Source organism: Ignavibacteriota bacterium (assembly GCA_016716225.1).
GTDB lineage: Bacteria > Bacteroidota > Ignavibacteria > Ignavibacteriales > Melioribacteraceae.
In genome coordinates this window covers 3,089,988-3,107,903 of record JADJWT010000001.1, presented here as the reverse complement: position 1 = coordinate 3,107,903, position 17,916 = coordinate 3,089,988, and the positions used below count along the sequence as shown (strand labels likewise).

Here is a 17,916-nt window from a genome sequence, read left to right as displayed (position 1 = left end):
TAAATTTCCTTTATATCAAATATTGTAATAATGTAATTCTCATTTTTTCCTTTGGCTAAATTCTTTCAAAAGAAAATTTGGATAAAGTACATCGTGAACTTTTTCAACTAAAATATCTTTATCTAATTGAAATGTTTCAGAAAGTTTTAATTCCTTTGATGAGGAACCAATGTAAATTTTGTATTCACCTTTATCAGCAACCCAAGAACTTATTCCGCTCCAAAATGATGAAAGAGATTTTGTATCCAATGAAAAATTTAATTGTTGACTTTCACCTGGAACTAATAATTTTGTTTTTACAAATCTTTTTAATTCATAAATAGGTTTTTCAATTTCCGTTTGTGGTGCAGATAAATATAATTGAACTACCTCCTTTCCTGCAACTTTCCCAATATTTTTAATTTTAACTGAGACTTCAATTTTACCATTAAATTTCTTATTACTTATTGCCAAATCTGAAAACTCAAAATTTGTATATGACAAACCAAAACCGAATTCATATGAAGTAGGAATATTAAATGTATTATAATATCTGTATCCCACATAAATTCCTTCATCATAAAAAGAATTTACTGGTTCATCCTTCGGTTCGCCGGGAAAAGATTTAGCAGATGGTACATCTTCATATTTAATCGGGAAAGAATCCGGCAGTTTGCCAGAGGGGTTTATTTTACCGGAAATAATATCCGCTAAAGCATTTCCGCCTTCTTGTCCTGGTTGCCACATTAGTAAAATTGCATCAACATAATTTTGCCAGCTTTCTGTTTCCCATACTCCTCCGACATTTAACACCACAATTACTTTTTTATTTTTTACATGAAAAATTTCACTGACATTTTTTACTAATTCTAATTCAATTTCCGTAATTGGTAAATATCCATTTTCATAATTTTCTCCTCCGCTTCTTCCTAACGTTATAATTGCAACATCAGTAGTTGATTCATATCGATTAATTTCTTCTAATGATAATTTTTTATCTCTGCTGAATGCAACTAATCTTTTCTTAAAATGTGGTGGAGCTTGATCATTTGTAATCCCATTATCTGCTCGCATCTTCGGATTGTTAAAATAATCTGGAACAAGATTTTCCTTTTTTATTTGTTCTATATATTCTGTATATAAATTTTCGAGTTCAGGTAATATTTTGAATCCGTTTGATTGCAATCCTTTACAAACTGAAATTGCATATTTGTTACTGTTTATTCCACCGCTTCCTGTACCGGTTTCAATTAGGTAATACGAAATTTTTCCAAAAAGTGCAATGGTCAAGTTACTTTTTAAAGGAAGAACATTATTATTTTTTAGAAGAACAATTCCTTCACTTGCAGCTTCTCTTGCTAATTTGGCATGCTCATTTAAATTTGGTTTGAACGAAGGTTTATAACCTTTCATGCTTGGCGAATCAAGTTTTAATTTAATATTGTAAATTAAACTTTCATCTAATAATGATTCACTTATACTTTTATTTTGGATAGCATTTGTCAGCTCATTTATTTCATCTTTATTTCCGCTCATTAATAAATTATTTCCAGCACGAACTTTTGCAACTGCGTCACCATAATATCCATCGAAATCTGTCATAAATAATCCATCAAATTTCCATTCATTTCTTACAATCTCTTTCAACAACTCCGGATTTTCAGCAGTATAAAATCCATTTAATCTATTGTAAGAAGTCATTATAGATTTTGGCTTACTTTCTTTAACTGCAATTTCAAATCCTTTTAGATAAATTTCTCTAAGTGCTCTTTGACTAATAACAGCATTATATTTTCTTCGGTTTGATTCTTGATTGTTTGCAAGAAAATGTTTTAATGTTGCGCTAACGCCTTTAGATTGAATTCCATTAACTATTGCGGCAGATATTTTTCCGGAAAGTAATGGATCCTCTGAATAATATTCAAAATTACGGCCGCAATTAGGATTACGATGCAAATTTAAAGCTGGCATTAAAATTAAGTCATAATCATATTCAAGCAATTCATTTCCAAGAGCTTCACCTATTTTTTGCACAAGTTCAGTATTCCAAGTTGCAGCTAAACATGTAGATGTAGGAAATGCAGTTGTAAAAGTATAATTATCAACTCCTTCGGGTGGTGCAGATTTGTTAATTCCGCTTGGTCCGTCTGTTAGTGCAGTTGATTTTAATTTTAAGCGCGGTATAACAATTTTTGAATTTCTATTTGCAATATATACATCATTTACTTTTTCGATTGGGATTTCTGCCGAAGGTAAAAACCTTCCATCACCAACAATCAATCCAATTTTTTCTTCAACTTTTAATTTTGAAATTATTTCTTTTGCTTTTTCATCAAGTGAATTATTTTGACAATAAATTTGTTGGTAATTCAATATAAAAAATATTGAAAAGAAAATAATATTTCGAAAACTTAATTTTCTTTTTAGATTCATCAAATTTTCCTTTACTTATTTCTTATAAACTTTCACATAATCAATTATGAAAATATCCGGAAAAACAGATTCAGATAATTCTTCAATTTTCTGCGGTAGTTCCATGCTTAAAATTATATATTCATCAGTATGTGATATGGCTTTCGTAACATCATAATATTTTAATCCATCAATAAAAAATGAATACTTTCCAGGTGTCCATTCCAGAGCAAAAGTGTGAAATCCTTTATCTATTCCATCAACAATGCTTTGCAAACCACCAATTGTTTGCTGGTTTGGTCCATAAGCCCAATGAAGATTATGTGAAATAATATTATCACCGTTTTTCTTGAAATATTCAAAGATGTCAATTTCAGTTCCAAACTTAGCTGGGTCTTCACCAGATGCAATTCCCGGTGATTGAATCCAGAATGCAGCCCAGATCCCTTTTGATTTTTGCAATTGTGCTCTACATTCAAAGTAACCATATTTAGTCATAAATAAATTTTGTGTTCCCACCGCACCAATTAAAATTGAGTCACCATTTTTTACAGCATATAATTCCAAATTACCGTTATTAATATTTACAGCTTTTTTTGACACAAATCCGACTGCTCTAGATCCAACACCTCTAACAAACCACTTTGTCGAGTCGAGTGAATTTCCATTAAATTCATCCTCCCAAAATAATTTGTATCCTTCACTTTCTGGAATAAAAGGAATTTGCGAAATTGGTTTGAATAAATTATCAACTTCACTTTTATCTATTGTAATCAATATTGGTTCTTGCCACAAACCACCGCTATTGCCCCAATCGTTTACCTGAATTGTCAGTAAATTTTCTTCACCAAATTTTGCAAATTTAGTGATATTTGAAAAAAATGGTTTACTTGCAAAACTTATTTTGGCTTCTCCAACTGAATTAACTTCCTCACCATTTATATATAATTTATATTCATCATTTATTCCGCTAAATTTTATCCAAACATTTTCAGATTTCCATTCAAATGGAATGTAAACTTTTTTTCTATACCAAGCAAAACCGTCTAAATTAGGATAACCTTGATTTTCCCATCGATTGCCGGCATCAAGAGTATCCCAATTTTGATCATCAAAATTAATTTCAAACCATTTTTCTAAATTTCCAATATTTTTTTCATCCGGATGAAAAAGCCAATTCTTATTTAATAAGATTTTGGTAAGAGTTTTTTCTTCAAAGTGAGTTGATGAAATTTGTGAAGTGAAAACAAAAAACAATAATATTGTTTCTACTAAAATTTTCGTTAAAATGTTATATTTTTTTTTCACAAAACTGCCCAATAATTTAATGTTGGAAACTAAATAATTTATTATTTATTTTGTTAGGCAATCGTTTGTTTGTAGATATATAAAAATAACCAAAGTTAATTCATTAGCAAAATAATTTAGAATAAATTATAGAACTTATATGTTATTAAAAATTGATAGAATCGTATTCTTACTTCTCGTAATTCTAAATTTCGAATCATCATTTGCTCAATCAAAATCATTTAAATCTATTTCAATAATAAGTAGTAATAGTTATAATAAAATTGAAATGAATATTTCGCAGCTGCTGTATGAAAGATTAATTGAAAATGGAATAACTGAAGTTTTCGTAAATAATAATTCGGAAAAAGAAAATTCTGCTGATCACCTTAAAATTTTATTTGGTATCTCAACCAATCATAAAGAGATTTTAGAAATATTTAGTAAAAATCGAATTGAACAACTGACAGAAGTAAATCCGGGCTCAGAAGGATTTTTATTAAAATTTTTTCCACAAAATAATGTACTTATTATTACCGGAATAGATGCAAGAGGATGTTTATATGGTGTTGGTGAATTTTTAAGAAAAGTAACTTTTAATAAGAATTTAATTGAAATCGAGAAAAATCTTGAAGTTAGAACCGCTCCAGCGTTTGAAATACGTGGAACGCAATTTGGGCAAAGTCATATTGCAAAAAGCCTTGCTCATGTTAGAGATTGGACAGAAAAAGAAACCCAAAGAGTTATACTAGAATATGCGCTTGCCGGAGCAAATATTTTTAATGTACAACCTGGGATTATGTTTGATTTTATTAAATCTTTTGGGTTAATGACTCAAGGTGGATTTGGAGCAAATACTGCAAATATTGATGTTCCAAAAGAATGGAATGCTTATGAATCTATTGGTCGAACTGGATACGTATGTTTGTCTGTTCCAGAAGCACGAAAATTCATGCTTAATAAATGTGAAGAACATTTTAGATACTCACAAACTTATGATTTAATAAATTTTCATGGCGGAGATGGCGGAGGCTGCGAATGCGACAAATGCAATCCTTACGGATTAACATTTATTAAACTTGTAGAAGAAATGGCAGAAATTATTCATAAATATCATCCACACACAAAGGTATATTTTACAAATCAGAAATTTGACAATGAAGACGATCATGCAATTTTTAAGTATCTTCAAGAAAAACCAAGAAATTGGTTGTGGGCTTGGGGTTATGGTCCGGGTTCTGATGCAACAACTTGGCAGCCGGGTCACCGTCAAACACATCGAATGGATCTTTTTAAATATCCCGGGTTTGGACCTTTTTCGCTTTATCCAAAAGAAATTTTACATCAACTTCCTCCACAACAAAAATTGGTTTATTATAGTGAAATAACTCATTGGAAATATTCTCAACATGGATATATTCAAATGTATCCACGTGCCGATAGAAATGGAGATCAACCACCACATTGGAGTCATGATATTTACGAACGTAGACCGGATCAATTTTTAACAATGGTTTATAACCGTTTAACATTTTATGCATGGCCAAAATATTATCACCGTGTATTTAATGATTTGATGCGATATAGCATTGGTGATATTACACATTCAAGCGGACATCACGATCATTTTAATCAATGGATGTGGCAAAGATTGCTCTGGTCGCCTCGTTTAACGGTTGAACAAGTTGTTGAAGAATATTGTAAATATTGGTTTGGAAAAGAAGCCACTCCAAAAATGTCTGAAGCAATTTTTCAACTAGAACAAAATTTAGAAGAAATAAAAGAATTACCTTTGGATCAAAAGTCAGGAATAGATAAATATTACAAATTAGTTAAAGCTGCTGGAGAAAAAATTCCTCATGAGAAATATTCTAAAAATTGGATTTGGAAATCATATATGGAGAAAGCAGCGCTAGATAAATATGTTAAACTTGCAGTAGCTCAACAAAAGCATTTACAAAATAGAATTGAAGAAATTGTTGCCAAATCAATTAAAAATAATTCCAAATTAAATTTTGATGAACTCTTAAAAATGATAGACACCATTAATGAAACAAAAGAAATGAAATTATTAAAAGAAGAAGCAAAAATACTTGGTGAAGAAACAAATAAATTATTTGGTGTAAGAAATGAAGGATATTTTAATCTTCAACATGATTTTATTGGTTTGGGCTGGTTAAAACGTCAATTGGAAAGGGCGAAAAATACTCAAAATGAAATGGATAGATTAAAACTTTTACAACTGATTATAAATTACGAAAATGCTGGAGAAGGCGGATATTATGATAATTTAGGGACATATAACAATGCTCCCCATGTAATTTTTGGTTATCCTTATGATCATGGACAACCATATGTAAATGAAATGTTGGACGAAGGAAACCGACCAAGTCAAAGATCAATGCATTTTACTCAAAACGAAAATCAAGGTGTAACTTTATATTATGATAATTTAGATTCAACTGCTAATTATTCTGTTAGATTCACATTCGTTAGACCTTGGTATCAACCAAGATATGATTATCGAATGAATCAAAAATCACAAACAATTTATGCCGATGATTTAATAATTTCAAAGGAATTAGAAATCCCATTAAAGATGAGTGATTTTTACGAATTTCAAATTCCATTTGAAGCGACCAAAGATGGCAAGCTTACGATTAAATTAGAAAAAACAGAAAGTGTTGCAAATAGATCAAGAGTGGAAATTGAACAATGGAGAAATTCCGGTGGCTGGGGTACAATCGTTTCGGAAGTTTGGTTAATTAAAAAATAATTTATTCTATTCTAAACTAAAATTTAAATATCTATCTGATATTTCGGGTCTTACAAATTTTTTTAAATGTTCAGGATAACCTAATTCCCAAGGCGTAGGTCCAACATATTCAGATTTCTTTCCGGAAATTTTAATAAAGCCATCTTTTGATATTTCTACTATTGCGAAAAGCGGATCTTTGTAAGGAGCAGTATATTTAATCCATTTAAAATTTTTATCAACTTCTTCACTATATCTAACATGTAAATACTCATCCCCCAACCATTTATATGACATTGAGTTAATTGTTATATACCAAATTCCATTTATTTCTTCTGCAAAATCGTGGTGAGTGTGTCCATTAAAACAGCAAATTATTTTATTACTTTTATTTGATTTATTATGTAGATCAAAAATCTTTCTTACACTATCAGCATTTTCTACTGAATATCTTTCACCCGGATTATTGGGATCTGTTCCAATACCTTGATGCGAAAAAATTATTATTGGTTCGGAAGATTTTTCCAATTCACTTTGTAACCATAATAGTTGACGATTTCCAATATATGAGCTGTATCCTTTCTGAGTGGAATCTTTTTTATCATTTCCATCCAAAACAATAAATTTAAATCCGTTTTTTGAAAAAGAATAAAACGAACTTTTCATATTTCGATAATCTAATGCTTTGTTCAAACTTGTTCCGCCATCCATTTCATGATTCCCAATAACATGATATTTTTCACCGGGATAAGATTTCCAAATATGGAAAAGTTTTTCATATTTTTCATTTGGGATAACAAAATCTCCCAGTTCAATAATGAAATCTGGCTTCACAATTTTCATACTATCAATAAATTTAGTAATTCTCATTTCGGAATCATGCATTGTTGGAAGATGCACATCGGAGCACATTCCAATTTTTATGGAATTATTTTGCGCGAAATAAAATTCAATTGAAATAAATTTTATCATTAAGAGTAATAAATATTTTTTCATATGCGCAATAATTTAATTGTTTTGAATTTTTGGTTCACTTATCACTCCTAAAAATCTTCCCATCCAATATGGTAATAAAAAAGTATCACCGGCACTTAATTCGCTTTTCCTATCCGGAGCATCTAAATTAAATGGACTTCTATTATGTTTTAATTCAGGTCTTTCATCTGGTGGAAGTACTTCTTTTGTCAATTGTCCCATAAAATTTGGCTCAAGTAATTCAATGTCTTTTCTATGACTATTTAAAGTTTCATACTGAACCATGTCTAAAGGCCATTCTTTCAAATGCCATATTGATTCATTTAAATCAAATTCATTTGCACCAGTATATGCATAACAAAAATTCCATAAAGAATTTTTCTCAGGTCTTAAAAATTCCCAATGATCTTTGATTGCTTCATAATATTTACTTTTTAATGAATCATCAAAAGCATAAGGATATAAAGCCCAATATGCAAGAAAGTACATTTCGTCATCAGAATGATTCCATTCTTCAGAAAGCATTTTACTCCAGTTATCTGCAGTTTCCGGAGCTTTGCCAATTTGATTAAACGGTCGCAATAAATTTTCAAGATATCCATGCTGATTAATTAAATAATTTGCTTTCTCTTTAAATATTTCTTTTCCGGTATGATGATATGCACTTTGTAAAAACGCTATAATATTTGATGAACAAATTTTTCTATCGCCAACTATTTTATCAAATCTGTTTACGTACTCAGGATTCCATCTTCCCCAGAGTGATGGCTTTCCGTCTTTATCCACAAGATTGAAATCATTTTCAACAATATATGTCATTAAATCGTCAAGAATTTTTATTGCACGATTTTTCCAATTATTATCATCAATATATTCCGCAATAAGTGTCATTGCAAATATTTGTCCAACCGTTTGATCACTGCTTGCAGTTCCGCGCCAATCCCATTGCTCACTTGCGTGATACCATGAAATATTATTATTGTAGTTTGGATACCAATAATCTTCAACATAGCTTCTATATTCTTTCTCAAATTTTTGGTATCCCGAACGTTCAATCGTTCTACCAAATAATCCTTTTATTCCGCTGAGTGTGTGAAGCCTTTCCATTGCTTCAAAAGCTTCATAACAGTTTTGTTTAGCTTCTTCCGAACCGGTTACTTTATATCTAAAAAGCTGACTAACCAAATACATTGCTGTCCATAAATTATCACTATCAGCTTTTTGTAAAACGTTGGTTGATAAGTCATTATCTTCAAGTTTTGTCACAGTGGAATTAATTCCATAACGAATATGTCTTTCTCTAACTTGTTTTTCGAAAATCATTGCTTTTTCTTCAAGCGTCATTTTCTCGAAGAATATTTGACTCAATCCTTTTTCTGATAGAATTAATACAGAATTTTCTGGTCCATTTTCTATATAATTTATAATCTTTCCGGTAATCCATCTTTCACCAAAATAATAATTAAACTTTCCATCACTCTTTAACATAAATGCGCCCATTCTTGAACCAAACCAAATATTTTCATCAATAATTTTAATTACAGTAATTTGAGACCATGGAAGTTTGTCATTCAAATCTGATATTTTCTTCCCAGAATAATCTATTTCCATAAATCCATTTTTTGTTCCAATTACAATTTTTTTTAGATTTTCTGAAATATCAAAACTTGTGAGATTCTTTTCCTTGATAATAATTTCAATAGAATTATTTTTTATAGAATAAAAATACAATGTTGTTTCAGTAAGAATAAAAAAACCATTTTTATTATTGCTGAATTTAATTGATAAACAAATTTCATCGTTAAGATCAGTTTCCCAGATGGATTTTGACTCATTCAAATATTGAATTTTTTTTCCATTCGATAACATGAAATTAAAATCATTTCCACCCACAATTAAATTTGCATTTTCAAGATTATGCTTTATGTAAATTTTTCCTGCCCAAGCATTACTTAGTATTGCATTGTTTGTCAAATAAATAAATTGACTTTTATATTCAATAAAATCAAATATATTAAAATCCAACATTGGCTCATAACTTTGATCAATCTTTAATTTTCCTGGATATTGAAATTTACCGTTTACTGGTTTAAATAATTTTCCTTGGGCAAGAATTTGAATAACATTGTTTCTATCGCAATTCACTTTTTGGGGAATTATTTCTTCACTTTCAAAATTATATTTTATGGAATAATCTTGTACATAAGGAGTATCTATATAAATTCGTTTGCCTTCATTATTACTAATATTATTTGAAGAACAAGAGTGGATTATCAATATTATTAGAAATTGAAAAAGTGAAATTTTATAATTCATTGATTACCTTTTTAATAACCATACATCAGAAATTCTGGAATAATTTCGCCAATTTAAATGTGATTCTTCAGGTCTATCGAAAGATATTTTTATTTTACCATCACCTACTAAAATTTTAGGCACAACAAATTCTTTAAATTGTTCAAGTTCTTTATTATATAAAATTGGTTCCATTCTTACGCCATCAATACGGAGAAGTGCATCTCCAAAACCGGTAACTCTTATTAGATATCTTGCATTCGGATCCAAATTTTCATATTCAAGAATTGGTTCACTCTGATAAACTTGTGAAGATAATCTCATTCTGCTATAACCATCATTCCACCAACCAAAATCTACTGCATCATAAACTGTAGTTTTTACGTGAGGACTATTAGAAATATTGGAAACATCATCATAATAACTTCCATTTCCGGGATTTTCCCAATTGCGAATAATTTCTAATTGTTTAACTTTTTCTTCATTAGTTTGCAAATTTTCAATTTTCTTAAATTCATCTTGATACCACCAACGATTGTTTAACGGATAATCAACAAAATCAAGAATACAGCCTCTTTGTGAATTATTAGCTTTATATAATTTTACGCTTGTCTGCAATCCAATTTGTTTGAACAAATCTTCACAATAATTTTCAATTTCCAATTTTAATTTAAGTTCAATTGGTTTTGTTTCAGCTTCAAATATTTTTGATAAAGCTCTTTGCATTGTATAATTGATATTGGAATTATTAATTTCAGAAAGAATAAAATTTGCATCATATTCAAGTTGTTTTTCATAAATCGATCTTTTTCTAACATATGCATCATAACTTGCTCTAAGCTGTAGCATAAGCCATCGCCAATTTGTTTTTAGTTTGGGATTTTGAACTTCTAAATCTTTCCAAAATGAATATGTTGTTTCGACGCTGCCATTTAATTTCAAAGGTCCATTCCAATTTTTTTCAAGAGCTAGAATTCCTTCTGCTGAATTTACTGCAACTTTATTTCCGAAAAAATATTTACAATATTCAATTAAAATATCTCTAACTCTTTTATTTAAGTTCCAACCACATTGACTCCAAATTATTTTATTTACATCATCATGACACCCATCGGAATATGAAACAAATCCATCCGTAAAATTTGCATATTCAGCATGAATCTTTGAATAATAATCTGGACGCGGATTTATACCTTCCCTACCAATTGTTAAAGCATAAGCTTGATCAAAATTTTGAACCGGGTATTCGCATCTTATATTGTGTGTAATATCCGGATATTGACGATGTAAATATTGTTGCGGCAAACGAAATCTTGTTTCTGCAATTGGCGGGCTGCTTGGACCAGAAACAATCCCTTTTAACCATTTTGGTTTTTCATCATTTAGATTTTTATAGAAGTAATCAATTTGCTCTTCACTAAATCCTTGCAGCGAAAGCCAAATGCCGGCATTTGGATGATACACAATTAATTTTGAGTATAATTGTTTTAGAAACGGTAAAACAAATTTTGGATGGTTATGCCCTGGATCTCCTCCGGGAATAAATACATCATTAATTCGAGGAGTTTCTTTATAATATGCTTCATGTTTTTCTACTTCAGCATTAAATAGTGAGTCGTTTGATAAATCAACAGTTGCTGGAATCCAAACCCAGTAATCAATATCGTAATTATCACAAATCTTACTTAATTCAATATTCATTTCTTTTCGTGGGATTTTAAAATGCGGACTTTCATCTCCGTTATTACCAAGTGGAATATTTTCAATCGCATTTGTACCGAATATTACTAAATCTCTAATGTATTGTTCATATTGAGAAACTGTCCATGCATCATAAGAATTTGCAGTATTTCTGTATCCAAGTTGATGTCCTCTTATAGAAAACATTGGAGATGAAATAATTTCTAAATTCTCATCAATTAAAATTTCATTTTTATTAAATTCTGCCCTACGTAAAAATTCCCCAATTCCAAATAATATCCCTCTATTATCTGCACCTAAAATCCAAAATATATTTTTATTTTTTTCTGATGTATATTGAATTCTGAAACCTTCCGGGTTTTGATCAGAATTGTTTTCCATTTTACTATTAGGAATTTCTTTTCCAAAAATCTTTTTTGAATTTACATAACCAATAACAATATAGTTCTGTGAAGATTCCCAATTATTAACAAACTTTAACGAAGTATATGCCCTTTTTGAAATTTCGTCAGTTAAAATTTTCTGAATTGTATTATTGATTTTTATCTCTACATCCTTAGAAATTATAATATTTGAATTGATTAAATTTATTTTTTGCGAAAAGGATTGTGTGAATTGCATTATTAAAACTAATATTCCCCAAAAATATATTTTCATATAAACCTTTTGATAAATTCAAAAATACTCTAGAGATTATATTATTGAGAATTAATTTCATCCCAATTTATTTGCATAATAAAAATTTGCATAAAGTCCCTACCAACAGCATCTTTAATTACTTTAGATTTTTTATCTTTTGTTTCAGTAGGAATTACATATGCAAGTAATTTCCCATCATTAGATACAACAAGCTGGCTTCGTTCTAAATTATCATTTGTAAATTGAATTGTTAATCCAGAATTTTCCAAGTCCACATTTGCAGCAAAAATATTTCCATTACTAATGAAAAAAATCCAATTGTTATTTGCATGCCATCTAATATTGTTTACATCAGAATTAAAATTTGTAACTTTTTTTGGTACAATTTGAGATCCATCAGCTTTTATTATAAAGAGCTGTTTTATACTATTTTCATCAAGCGCAGTAAAAGCAATTGATTTTCCATCAAAGGAACCTCTAACAATTCCACTTGCTTTCATTCCATTTGTTAACCGTCTAATTTTTATTCCTTTAGCGGGATTTGGATATTCAAATTTATTTCCGGAAAATGAAGATGTAATATCAACATCAAGTGGAATATCAGCAACAAACAAATCAGAACTATAATCAATTCCATTTCCATTTCTAACTTTCCCAATAAAAGCTCGCATTGTTCCCAATGAATCAACCCAAGAATCATCATTTGCCTTTTCAATTTCTCCCGGTTTAGATTTTCCAATTTCAGATGGTTTCAATATTACAGAAAAGAAATGTGTAGCTTCATTAGCAGAATTTGGACTCTTCTCCAAATATCCAATTGTCCTATCATAGGTTTGTAAAATAAAATCATCATAAGTAAAACCAATTCTATTTCCGGTTCGCGAATATTCATGTCTATGTGTTCCGCCGCGGTGTGCACCGTGTGTAGTTTCCGAATTTAAAATATCTCTAAAATCAACTTTTGTTAAAATTCCTTTTCCATTTCCATCAACTTCAACTCCATTTCTATTGCGGATGTTATAATATCCTCGATGTTTTACTTCACTAAGAAAAGGTCCATGAATAAAAATTACTTTATTTTCTTTTGGATGATATGAAACTGCTGCAATGCCCGGTGCAGCATTTTCTCCAGTAATATTTTCTGGTTGCCATAAGATAGTTTCAACTCCGGTAGCTATCTCCACTTTTTCAATTGATTTACAATTCGCAAGATTTTCATTGTAAATTGTTGCTCGCGTATCGTAACATAAATAATTTCCATCCGGAGAAAAATTATCATTATTATCCAATGCATGATTTTTAGAACTATTTGTTAATTGCTTTTCAACCATTGGTAAAAAGATTATTTCATTATTGTTTTGCATTTTACCACAACTTAAAAAAGTTACTAAAATTAAAAAAGATTTTACAAATTTTAGAATCTTTATTAGCATATTTGATTATTCAGAAATTGGTTCACTTATTGCATTTACATATCTTCCCGCCCAATATGGAAGCAAATAAATATAAGGTCACCACCGTTATTTCTATATGCATTATTGTGCAAATGTAAAGGTCTTTCATCTTGCGGCAAAACTTCAGAATACTCTTGCCTTCTAAAATTTAACTCAATTTTTTTAAGATCTTTTCTGTGGCTATTTTGCACGCTCCAAGAAATTAAATCCATTGGAAATTCTCTTAACCACCAAGCAGATTCTTCATAATCATAATCTTTACCCCCAACAAGAGCATACATGTAATTCCATAAAGGATTTTTCTCTGATCTTTCAATATTCCAATGACTTTTTGCCGCATCAAAAAATCTATTTTTTAGTTCATCGTTAAAAGCATAATTGATAAGATTCGGAATTGTTAGAAAATACATTTCATCATCAGAGTGGTTCCAAGTATCGCTTAAATCTTCGCCTTCCACAAAACCAATTACAGTTGCCGGCAATGCAGTATTATCATCATAACCGAAATTCTTCATTAGCTCAAATGCTTTTTCTTTGTAGATTTCATCGCCGGTAAAATGATATGTTGCCTGCAGAAAAGCAATTATAAGTGAAGAATTTAATCTTCTATCACCTGTGTGAATAGAAAATTTATTAACATAATCCGGATGCCATCTTCCCCATTGTGTAATTTTACCATTCCAAGTTCTTAAATACCAATCGTTTTCAATAATATGATCCATTTCTATTTTAAGTTGATGAATTGCCCGATCTCTCCATTCTTTTTCCGGCGCAATTTCTGCAAAAAGTGCATACACAAAAAAATGACCACAGCTTTCATCACTACTTGTTGTTGATTTCCAACGCCATCTTTTATCCTCAGCAAGTTGCCATATTTTTTTATCTTCAGGCATATTTGGATCTGTATCACTTGACTGATATGAATCAATTTCATATGTACGAGCTGGGAAACCTTTAACTGTACTAATTTTGGTTAGTCGTTCCATTGCCTCAAATGCTTCATAAGCGTTTTGTTTCGCGTCATCCGATTTAGTAACAGCATACCGGAATAATTCTCCCGCTAAATACATTGAGGTCCATAAACCATCATTATCAGTATCATGTAAGACCATCGAAGAAAGGTCGCCGGGAGTTTTCAAATATCCTTCTGAACTAAAACCATATCTTACATGACGCAATCTTTGAATTTTCTGAAAATGTTCAGCTTTATCCGCCAATGTCATTTTTACAAAATTAATTTTACTTAATCCTTTTTCTGTCAAAACGAGAACACTATTTCCCGAACCTTTTGAAATATCAACAACCACATCATCAACCAGCCATCTTTTTGAAGAATAATAATCATATTTACCATCATCACGTAAAACAAACGCCCCAAATTGTGAACCAAACCATAGCCTGTTATTGATTTCTGCTATACATGTTATTTCTGCACATGGAAGTTTTGAATTTAATTCCGAAGCAATATTTGTTTTTGAATTAATTTTTATAATTCCTTCTTGAGTTCCTAAAATAATTTCATCATTAAATATTTCAAAAGCAGTTAAATTTTTGCCGGAGTAAATTTCTGTAAAATCTTTTTCCGGACATTTCAGTTGAAATAAACTTTCTTCTGTAAGTATTAAAAATCTCTTTCCAATTTCATCAAAAGACAATTTTATAATTTTAGAATTATCTAAAGATTTTTCCCATACATTTTTTCCATTTTGGAATAATGCTATTTTACTTTTTGAGGAAATCAAAACTGTAAAATTGTGTGCAACAGTAAAATTATTTGCATCTTTAATTCCATGCTCAAAATATTTTTCTCCAGCCCAAGCATTGCTCAATACAGCTTTATCAGTTAAATATATGAATTGATTTTGAAATGTTTGAATTGAAACTATATTTACGTTTGCTAAAAGACGATATCGAATATCTGGGACTAATTTCTTTTCCCAAGGTTGCAGTAAACCATTGCTGGAATTTATATTTACCACGCCATTTCTATCACATCTTACTTCAAATAATTTTGCGGGATTATTTTCATTATATTCAAATTTTTCTGCAATATCTTGAATGAATGGTTTGTCTAAATATTTTTGAGAAAAAATGTTAATTCCAAAAAATACAAAAAAGATTATGGCTTTTACAAAATTCATTACATCTCCTTTTATTGAAAAATGAAAAGAATAATTTTCATATAAAGTTAGACAATCGTTTGCCTAATATCAAAAAAAATATGTAACTTATCCTCAGAATTTTATAATGATAAAATTGTTTGACTATTTCCTTATTTTATTTTCTTAATTTTTAATAAAATTCTGGGAGAATTATGCGATCAATAATTAAATCACAACTTATAATAATCTTCTTTTTTGCATTTATTATTTTAAATGCAAATCCTAAAAAAGTGTTACTCGTTTATGGCGGCTGGGAAGGACATCAACCAACAGAATTTAAGGATTTAATTTTACCCTGGCTTCACGAACAAGGTTTTGATGTAACCATTTCAAATACGTTAGATGTTTACGCTGATTCAGCCGGAATGAATAATTTCGATCTAATAATTCAAACTTGGACAATGGGACAAATTACTAAAGAACAAGAAGAAGGTTTACTAAAAGCAGTTCAAAACGGTTGTGGTATTGCCGGTTATCATGGTGGATTAGGTGATTCTTTTCGTTCAAATACAAATTATTTATTTATGGTTGGCGGACAATTTGCAGCACATCCCGGCGGACAAATTAATTTTGTTGTTAATATTGAAAATCATAACGATCCAATAACAAAAGGTATTTCAGATTTTCAAGTACATTCCGAACAATATTATATGCTTGTTGATCCCGGAGTAGAAGTTTTGGCAACAACAACATTTTCCGGTGAACATGCAAATTGGGTGAAAGACGTAAAAATGCCGGTTGTCTGGAAGAAAAAATTTGGCAAAGGAAAAGTTTTTTATTCTTCGGTAGGGCACTCAATGAAAGATTTTGAAATTTTTGAAGTATTGGAAATTTTGAAACGCGGTATACTTTGGGCTGTTAGATAAACAAACAAAAAAATTTTAGGGTAGATTATGATTAAGAAAGAATTATCACGCAGAAGTTTTATAAAAAAAAGTAGTGGAGTTTTTATTGGACTATCGGCGTTTCCATATATTATTCCTTCAAACATAATTGGGAAAAATAAATTTATTTCGCCAAGTGATAAAATTCGGGTTGGATGTATTGGACTTGGCTGGCAAGGTCCTGGTAATATGGAATCATTTTTAAATGAAAAAGACGCAATTGTTGTTGCAGTATGTGATATTGACAAAAATCACTTACAGCATGGAAAAAATACTGTTGATAATTTTTACGGAAACAATGATTGTAAAACTTATCATGATTACAAAGAATTAATTGCTCAAAATGATATTGATGTAATATCTATTGCAGTTCCAGATCATTGGCATGGAATAATTTCTATTGCTGCGCTTCAAGCTGGGAAAGATGTGTATGGTGAAAAACCACTTTCACATAATTTAATGGAAGGAAGGGCAATTTGTGATGCAGTAAAAAAATATAATAGAATTTGGCAAACCGGAAGCTGGCAGAGATCTCAAAATCATTTTAGGTTTGCATGCGAATTAGTAAGAAATGGAAGAATTGGAAATGTTCATACTGTTGAAGTTGGTTTACCTTCTGGGCACTCTGATTATGGCGGAAATGATATTATTACCGAACCTCCCAAAGAATTGGATTATGAAACTTGGTTGGGTCCAGCTCCGCTTGCTCCTTATTGTTCTGCTCGAGTTCATAAAAGTTGGAGATGGAATCTAGATTACGGGGGAGGACAATTTTTGGATTGGATTGGTCACCATGGTGATATTGCACATTGGGGATTAGGTTTGGATAATTCTGGACCAATTGAGATTTCCGGTGTGGGTGATTATCCTAAAACCGGACTTTTTAATACAGCAACAAAATATCGTGTTGAAACCAAATATAAAAATGGTGTTAAAATGATTTTAGCTGGAGGACATTCTGATGTTTGTAATGGCGGAATGGGAACCAAATGGATTGGAAATGAAGGCTGGATTTGGGTTGATAGAGGTGAAAGATTAGATTCAAGCAATAAACTTTTACTGCATGATACTATAAAACCAAATGAAATTCATTTATTCAAATCACCAGGACATGTAAGAAATTTCTTAGATTGTGTGAGAAGCAGACAAGAAACTATCACACCTTGTGAAACTGCGCATCGCTCTGCAACGCCAGCTCATTTGGGCCAAATTGCGATGCTGCTTGGAAAAACAATAAATTTTAATCCCGATACAGAAGAAATATTAGATGATCCAGTTGCTTCAAGATTGCTAGGAAGACCAATGAGAAGTCCTTATCATCTTTAAAATGATATCATATTTTGTTTTGATTAATAAAATTTAAGAGGTTGTTA

Annotated in this window: 10 protein-coding genes; 3 read left to right on the top strand and 7 right to left on the bottom strand. The window is 30.3% G+C overall.

Translation table 11 applies throughout. The features are described 5' to 3' along the window. Positions 1–39 precede the first annotated feature (39 nt). Positions 40–2,412 (bottom strand): glycoside hydrolase family 3 C-terminal domain-containing protein, encoded by a 2,373-nt coding sequence (locus IPM32_13470; GenBank protein MBK8946261.1) that lies wholly within the window; start codon positions 2,410–2,412, stop codon positions 40–42. Positions 2,413–2,427: 15 nt separating this feature from the next. Next, positions 2,428–3,699 (bottom strand): family 16 glycosylhydrolase, encoded by a 1,272-nt coding sequence (locus tag IPM32_13465; protein ID MBK8946260.1) that lies wholly within the window; start codon positions 3,697–3,699, stop codon positions 2,428–2,430. A 139-nt stretch (positions 3,700–3,838) separates the two neighbouring features. Here IPM32_13465 and IPM32_13460 point away from each other — a divergent pair, with 139 nt between their 5' ends. Next, positions 3,839–6,454: a hypothetical protein gene (locus IPM32_13460; GenBank protein MBK8946259.1), complete on the top strand. Its 2,616-nt coding sequence runs from the start codon at positions 3,839–3,841 to the stop codon at positions 6,452–6,454. Positions 6,455–6,460: 6 nt separating this feature from the next. Here IPM32_13460 and IPM32_13455 read toward each other — a convergent pair whose 3' ends face one another. From IPM32_13455 to IPM32_13435, 5 genes are all read right to left on the bottom strand, one after another. Next, positions 6,461–7,429 carry a metallophosphoesterase gene (locus IPM32_13455; protein ID MBK8946258.1) on the bottom strand — a complete coding sequence of 323 codons (969 nt, stop codon included), beginning with the start codon at positions 7,427–7,429 and terminating at the stop codon, positions 6,461–6,463. Positions 7,430–7,441: 12 nt separating this feature from the next. Next, positions 7,442–9,724, bottom strand: a complete 2,283-nt coding sequence (locus tag IPM32_13450) for a hypothetical protein (GenBank protein ID MBK8946257.1) — start codon at positions 9,722–9,724, stop codon at positions 7,442–7,444. A gap of 3 nt (positions 9,725–9,727) precedes the next feature. After that, positions 9,728–12,061: a hypothetical protein gene (locus IPM32_13445; GenBank protein ID MBK8946256.1), complete on the bottom strand. Its 2,334-nt coding sequence runs from the start codon at positions 12,059–12,061 to the stop codon at positions 9,728–9,730. A 41-nt stretch (positions 12,062–12,102) separates the two neighbouring features. Further along, entirely contained in the window at positions 12,103–13,407 is a 1,305-nt protein-coding gene (locus IPM32_13440; GenBank protein ID MBK8946255.1) for a DUF3748 domain-containing protein, read from the bottom strand. A gap of 104 nt (positions 13,408–13,511) precedes the next feature. Next, positions 13,512–15,638 carry a hypothetical protein gene (locus tag IPM32_13435; protein MBK8946254.1) on the bottom strand — a complete coding sequence of 709 codons (2,127 nt, stop codon included), beginning with the start codon at positions 15,636–15,638 and terminating at the stop codon, positions 13,512–13,514. Positions 15,639–15,811: 173 nt separating this feature from the next. Here IPM32_13435 and IPM32_13430 point away from each other — a divergent pair, with 173 nt between their 5' ends. Together IPM32_13430 and IPM32_13425 are read left to right on the top strand one after the other, a co-directional pair. Next, a complete protein-coding gene (locus IPM32_13430) occupies positions 15,812–16,525 on the top strand; it encodes a ThuA domain-containing protein (GenBank protein MBK8946253.1) in 714 nt (237 codons plus the stop codon). Between the two features lie 27 nt (positions 16,526–16,552). Continuing rightward, positions 16,553–17,869, top strand: a complete 1,317-nt coding sequence (locus IPM32_13425; protein ID MBK8946252.1) for a Gfo/Idh/MocA family oxidoreductase — start codon at positions 16,553–16,555, stop codon at positions 17,867–17,869. The last annotated feature ends 47 nt before the right edge of the window (positions 17,870–17,916 follow it).